Raw genomic sequence first — 3,741 nt, 5'->3', positions numbered from 1 at the left:
GCGTGGCGCTCCAGCACCTGGCGCAACTCGGTCACCAGGTTCGGCATGCCGAACTGGGTGCTGCTCAGGCTCACGCCCAACACCAGATCCTCGGCGAACAAGCGCTCCCAGACTTTGCGCTGGGCCGCGCTGCGGTGGTAGATCCAACTGCCCAGTCGGCTGATCAGCCGCGCCTCTTCCAACAGCGGCAGGAACAAGCCCGGCGGAACATCGCCGACGCTTGGGTGCTGCCAACGCAACAGCGCCTCGAACCCGCGAATGCGTCCGTCATCAATGCTGACCTGCGGCTGGTAGACCATGTTGAAGTCGCGATTCTCGATGGCCGAGCGCACGCTTTCTTCCAGCATCAGCCGTGAACGGGCTCGACCGTTCATTTCGTGGTCATAAAAACGATATTGCTGGCGGCCGGCGCGCTTGGCCTCGTACATCGCGATGTCGGAAGCGCGCAGCAGGCCATCGAGGTTGGAGCCGCAATCCGGATAAGTCGCGATGCCGATGCTGGCTCCCAGCGTCACGTCCATGCCTTCGATCTGCTGGCAGATCGAAACCCGCTCAATGAGTTTCTCGGCGATCTTGGCAGCCTGTTCGGGCACTTCAAGGTCCAGCAGGGCCGTGAACTCATCACCGCCGAGCCGCGCAAGAATATCGAAGGGTCGCAGGCACGCCTTCAATTGCTCGGACACCCAGCGCAGCACCCGATCGCCGGCATCGTGGCCCAGCGAATCGTTGACGCGCTTGAAGCCATCGAGGTCCAGGTACAGCAGCACCCAGTTGCTTTCCAGCCGTTCGCTGCGCATCAGCAGGTTTTCCGCCGTCTGATAGAACCCCCTGCGGTTGAGCAAGCCGGTCAGCGGGTCAGTCACAGCCTGGAATTCCAATTGCTGGTGCAGGTGGCGGACCACCGACATGTCCTGGAGCGTCACCACCATGGCCTTCTGTTCCGAGGGCAAAGGCGCACAGGACAGGGCCACCGACACCTGCTGGCCAGGTGCGGTACGCAACACCGCATCGTGCAGGCGCCAAGTTTCGCCGCGCTGGTAGGCGATATGGATCTCCGAGCCCGTCCATTCGGGAATATGGGGCTTTTGCAGGAAATCGAGGAAAGGCATCCCCTGCAATTGTTCGGCGGTGGCATTGAGCAGACGGCACGTAGAAGGATTGGCGAAACGGATACATCCGTTCTCATCCACCACCAGGATTCCTTCGGCGGCGTTGTCCAGCACCGAGGCGTTGAAAGCCCGGGCCGCTTCGAGATCCTGGCTCAGGCGCTGCAAGGCCCGGCGGTTGCGCTGGTGCTCGAGCAACGCCTGGACCTTGGGCTTGAGGATCTGCGGATCGAAGGGTTTGAACAGGTAATCCACCGCGCCACTGGCGTAGCCCTTGATGACGGCATCCTGGGACTGCTCGTTGGCGGTGAGGAAAATGATCGGCGTGAGCCGCGTGCGCTGGCTGCCGCGCATCAGGCGCGCCACTTCGAAACCGTCCATGTCCGGCATCTGCACATCCAGCAGTACCAGGTCGATGTCATGTTCGAGGAGCAGGTTCAGCGCCTCGATCCCCGAGGACGCGGTCATCACCTGCCAATCCTGACGCTGCAGCAACGCTCGCATGCTGAGCAGGTTTTCGGGGTAGTCATCAACAATCAAAAGGACAGAGCTGTCTTCGCCAAACGGGGGTTGCGCGCATTCCATGCTGCTTCTCTTATCGGGGCGCCATGTTCGCCTTATGGAGCAAGGCGGACAACATACAGTGATCTCACTCTAGACCGGGATTTTGAAAAGCAGTAGGTGTCATCGCGCCATCATCCAGACAAAGCCCGAAATAGCCGACTAACGGTCACCCCTGTCAGGCACAAAAGCTGCAATGACACCACTGACAGTCAATTGACGTCAAACAACCGCCGAACGGTCAAACAAGAAAAGCCCCTATCCAGCGTTTCGAGACGCTTCAAAAGGGCGGTTTAAAGCCTCCCGACACGGCGCACCCTTTTTTACATCCCGATACGTAGGACCTGAACATGATCGATCTCACAACCTGGAACTTGAGCATCCCCGAAGGCAGCCCGGCGATGACCATCGAAACCCCTCGCCTGGCGCAGGGGTTCAAGGATCAATATTTCAATGCCGAAACCGGCACCGTGTTCTTCTGGGCCCCGGTAACCGGCACCAAGACGGCCAACGCGATTTACCCGCGCAGCGAACTGCGCGAAACCTATCCCGACGGCACCCTGCGCAATTGGCTTTACCCGGCGGCGGACAACACCCTGCGCGCGACCATCGCTGTCAACCAGGTGCCCAGCTCCGGCAAAGTGGTGATAGGTCAGATTCATACCAAGGACAGCACCAGCCCGATGGTGAAGCTGGAATTCCAATACAAGACCTCAAGTTCCACGGGCAACATCGTTGCCAAGGTGCGCATGCGTCCTGACGACGAGACGGGCCAAGTCGTTACCGTTGCCACCGGTGTCGCCCTCAACCGCAATTTTTCCTACATGATCCACCTGAGCCCCAAGGGCGCGCTGGGCATCAGCGCGGCGGGTTACAACTGGCGCACCACCGTCGACCCGACCTGGAAGGTCAAGCCGCTGTATTTCAAGGCCGGCGTTTATGTCCAGGACAACACGGGCTATGTCACCGAAGGCGGAAAAGTGACGTTCAGCCTGTTGGAAATCAAACACGCCACACTTTGATCGCCGTAACAGCAGCACGGAACGCTGCTATCGGCCGTCCCGTTTAGAAAGCATCCGACTCAGGGTGCTTTTTTTGGTCTTGAATCCGGCAAGGCTGCCAAATGGCCATCCCATAAGGTTCCCCGCAAAAACCAGATAATCGACCAATGGTCGTTTTTCTCGGGCACAAAACCGGCAAACGCCACTCTGACGGTCTGCTGACGCCAACCCTCCGCCGGACGACTGTGTCAAATCTTCGTCCCCACCCCTTCTTGGCGTCGGAAAAAGCGCGTCTTAGAGCCTCCGGCTGTGGCGTAAATCATTTCTTCTCCTCAGAAAGGATCCGAACATGGTCGATCTTGCAACCTGGAACCTGAGCATTCCCGAAGGCAGCCCGCCAAAAACCATCGAAACCCCTCGTTTGGTGGACGGGTTTCAGGACAAGTATTTCAACTCCTCAGGCAGCACGGTGTACTTCTGGTCACCGGTGACCGGCACCAAGACAGAGAATGCTATTTACCCGCGCAGCGAACTGCGCGAGACCTACAAGGACGGCACCCTGCGCAACTGGGTCTACCCCGACGCCGACAACCAGCTGCGGGCCACTCTCGTTGTCAATCAAGTGCCCAGCAGCGGCAAGATCGTGATCGGCCAGATCCATACGAAGGACAGCAGCAAGCCCATGGTCAAGCTGGAATACCAATACAGCGACTCCAGCTCCACCGGCAACATCGTCGCCAAGGTCCGCATGCGTCCCGATGACAGCAAAGGCAGGGTCATCACCGTAGCCACGGGGGTGAAGCTCAATCGGTCGTTCTCTTACCGGATCCACCTGGATCGTACCGGCGACCTGGGCATTACCGCCGCGGGTAACAGTTGGTACACCACGGTCGGCGCGGCCTGGCGCAACAAGCCGTTGTACTTCAAGGCCGGGGTGTATGTGCAGGACAACACGGGCTATACCAGCGAAGGTGGGAAAGTGACGTTCAGCGTGCTGGATATCGATCACAACACCTGATTTTCTGCTTCTGAAAATCTCGTAGGAATTGACGCCCCGTGGCGAGGGAGCTTGC

The 3,741-nt window shown here is 59.1% G+C and carries 3 protein-coding genes; 2 read left to right on the top strand and 1 reads right to left on the bottom strand.

All coding sequences use genetic code 11. The annotated features are described in order from the left end of the window. On the bottom strand, positions 1–1,691 hold a 1,691-nt coding region (locus tag OC610_RS22995), incomplete at its 3' end, for a putative bifunctional diguanylate cyclase/phosphodiesterase (RefSeq protein ID WP_264431071.1). Between the two features lie 326 nt (positions 1,692–2,017). Here OC610_RS22995 and OC610_RS22990 point away from each other — a divergent pair. Then, the gene (locus OC610_RS22990) at positions 2,018–2,689 is read left to right on the top strand and encodes a polysaccharide lyase family 7 protein (RefSeq protein ID WP_264431069.1); all 672 of its coding nucleotides are present in this window, start codon (positions 2,018–2,020) and stop codon (positions 2,687–2,689) included. A gap of 328 nt (positions 2,690–3,017) precedes the next feature. Then, the gene (locus OC610_RS22985; RefSeq protein ID WP_264431067.1) at positions 3,018–3,686 is read left to right on the top strand and encodes a polysaccharide lyase family 7 protein; all 669 of its coding nucleotides are present in this window, start codon (positions 3,018–3,020) and stop codon (positions 3,684–3,686) included. Positions 3,687–3,741: the final 55 nt, after the last annotated feature.

It is taken from the genome of Pseudomonas agronomica (assembly GCF_025917275.1).
In the GTDB taxonomy this organism is placed as follows: domain Bacteria; phylum Pseudomonadota; class Gammaproteobacteria; order Pseudomonadales; family Pseudomonadaceae; genus Aquipseudomonas; species Aquipseudomonas agronomica.
Note: the sequence above shows the minus strand (reverse complement) of the source record. Positions and strands in the feature narration are given on the sequence as shown.

Excerpts from the sequence above, each read along its gene's own strand:
- OC610_RS22990 (WP_264431069.1), top strand. The coding sequence starts at position 2,018 with ATGATCGATCTCACAACCTGGAACTTGAGCATCCCCGAAGGCAGCCCG.
- OC610_RS22985 (WP_264431067.1), top strand. The coding sequence starts at position 3,018 with ATGGTCGATCTTGCAACCTGGAACCTGAGCATTCCCGAAGGCAGCCCG.